Origin of the sequence: Rhodococcus sp. T2V (assembly GCF_029269925.1) — a bacterium.
GTDB lineage: Bacteria > Actinomycetota > Actinomycetes > Mycobacteriales > Mycobacteriaceae > Rhodococcus_F > Rhodococcus_F koreensis.
On the sequence record NZ_JARJBD010000247.1, the window covers coordinates 1 to 2,271 of the forward strand.

The 2,271-nt window shown below is 70.5% G+C and carries 1 protein-coding gene; it reads right to left on the reverse strand.

Going from position 1 to position 2,271, the window contains the following annotated elements:
• A partial coding sequence (locus tag P3H15_RS53615; protein ID WP_276144762.1) for a condensation domain-containing protein occupies positions 1 to 2,271 on the reverse strand: 2,271 nt, incomplete at both ends.

Sequence of the window (2,271 nt, forward strand, 5' to 3'; positions counted from 1 at the left end):
TTCGGACGACCCGTCGAGCCGGACGTGAAGATCACGTACGCCGTGTTCGCCGCGGTGAGCGCGGGGGCGACCGGTTCCGTGTCCTCCTCGGGGAATTCGAGGGTGTCGATGTTCACCACAGGTGCCGCGGTGGAGAACGTCGTGTCGTCGGCGGCGCGGGTCAGCACACAGACCGGCTGTGCGGTGTCGAGCACGTAGGCGGTGCGCTCGACTGGATGGTCGGGATCGATCGGCAGGTACGCGGCGCCCGCCTTCACGATCGCGTAGACGGCGACGAGCAGGTCGATCGAGCGCCGCATCCCGACCGCGACGACGGACTCCGGTCCCACCCCGTTCCGGATCAGGTGGCGGGCGAGTCGGTCGGTGTGCTCGTCGAACTCGGCGTAGGTCAGCCGCCGATCGTCGAAGACCAGCGCCACGGCATCCGGGGTGGCGGCGGCCTGGGCTGCGAACAGCGACACCAGGGTGTCCGCCGGCACCGGACGCTGCGTTGCGTTGGCCGCGGTGAGGGCGGCGCGTTCCCCCGCGGCGAGGAGGTCGAGGTCGCCGACGGCGACCGGCGGGTTGTCTGCGACCGCGTCGAGGAGCCGGGCGAATCGTTCGCCGATCGACTCGGCCGTGGTGTGGTCGAACAGGTCTGTCGCGTAGGACAGTTGCGCGGCCAGACCTGCGGCGACGCCGGCGGAGTCGAACTGCTCGACGACGGTGAGGTGCAGGTCGAACTTCGCCACCTGGACGTCGATCTCGGCGGCCTCGACCTCGAGCCCGTCGAGTTCCACTCGGGTGTTCGCGGTGTTCTGGAACGTGAGCATCACCTGGAACAGCGGATGATGCGCGGACGACCGGGCGGGACTGAGCACCTCCACGAGGCGCTCGAAGGGGACGTCGCCGTGCTGGAACGCGGCGAGGTCGGCGTCGCGCACCCGGGCCAGAACGTGCCCGAACGTGTCGGCGGGTTCGACGGCGGTCCGGAGTACGAGGGTGTTGACGAACATGCCGACGAGATGGTCGAGCGCTTCCTCGCCGCGACCGGCGACGGGGGTGCCGATCACGATGTCCGAGCCGGCACCGAGGCGCCGCAGCAGCACGGCCAGCGCGGCGTGCGTGACCATGAACGACGTGGTGCCGGTGCTCTGCGCCAGATCGAGGAGACGCCGGTGGACGTCGGCGGGGATCGTGAACGCGACGCGGCCACCGCGGTGCGACATCTCGGCGGGCCGGGTCCGGTCGGTGGGCAGTTCGATCACCTGCGGCACCCCGGCGAGCGCCGACCGCCAGTAGGCGATCTGCTTGGCGGACAGGCTGTTCGGGTCGTCCTCCGACCCCAGTAGCTCACGCTGCCAGAGGCTGTAGTCGGCGTACTGCACCGGCAGGGGCGCCCAGGTGGGCACGTGACCGGCGATGCGCGCCGCGTACGCGAGCATCACGTCGGCGGCCAGTGGTGTCATCGACCAGCCGTCGGCGGCGATGTGGTGGACGACGAGGACGAGGATGTGCCGGTCCGGCGCCTCGCGGAACAGCCTGGCGCGCATCGGCGTGTCGGTGGTGAGGTCGAACCCTGCGCCGCCGAGGGCCGAAACCGCGGCGGTGAGCGACTCGGTGTCGACGTCGGCCGGGCCGTCTGCGGGCAGCACGCTCATGGCAGGGGTGATCAGCTGATGGGGTCCGTCCGCGCCGTCGGGGTAGACGGTGCGGAGCGCCTCGTGCCGTTCCTGGACGTCGTCGAGCGCCCCGCGCAGGGCGTCGCGGTCGAGTGCGCCGGTGAGCCGCAGGGCGATCGGTAGGTTGTAGGCCGCCGAGGAGGTGTCGAACTGGTTGAGGAACCACATTCGTTGCTGCGCAACGGACAGGGGCACGCGATCGGGTCGTTCGCGTGGTTGCAGCACCGGCCGCGGGTCGGTTTGAGGCGCGGCGCCCACCACCGCGGCCGCCAGTTGCGCCACCGATGGCGACTGGAAGAGGTCCCGGACCCCGATCCGCACACCGAGGGCGGCGTTCACCCGGGACACGACCTGGGTGGCCGTCAGCGAGTTGCCGCCGAGGTCGAAGAAGCTGGTGTCGACGCTCAGTTCGGGCAGGCCGAGGACGTCGCGGAAGATTCCGAGAAGGATCTCCTCGGTGACCGTTCTCGGGCGCACGATGTCGGCCGAGCGTGCGGCGAATACCGGTGCGGGCAGGGCGTTGCGGTCCAGTTTGCCCGCCGGCGTCAGCGGCAACGAATCCAACACCATGATCGACGACGGCACCATGTACCCGGGAAGACGCTCCCCG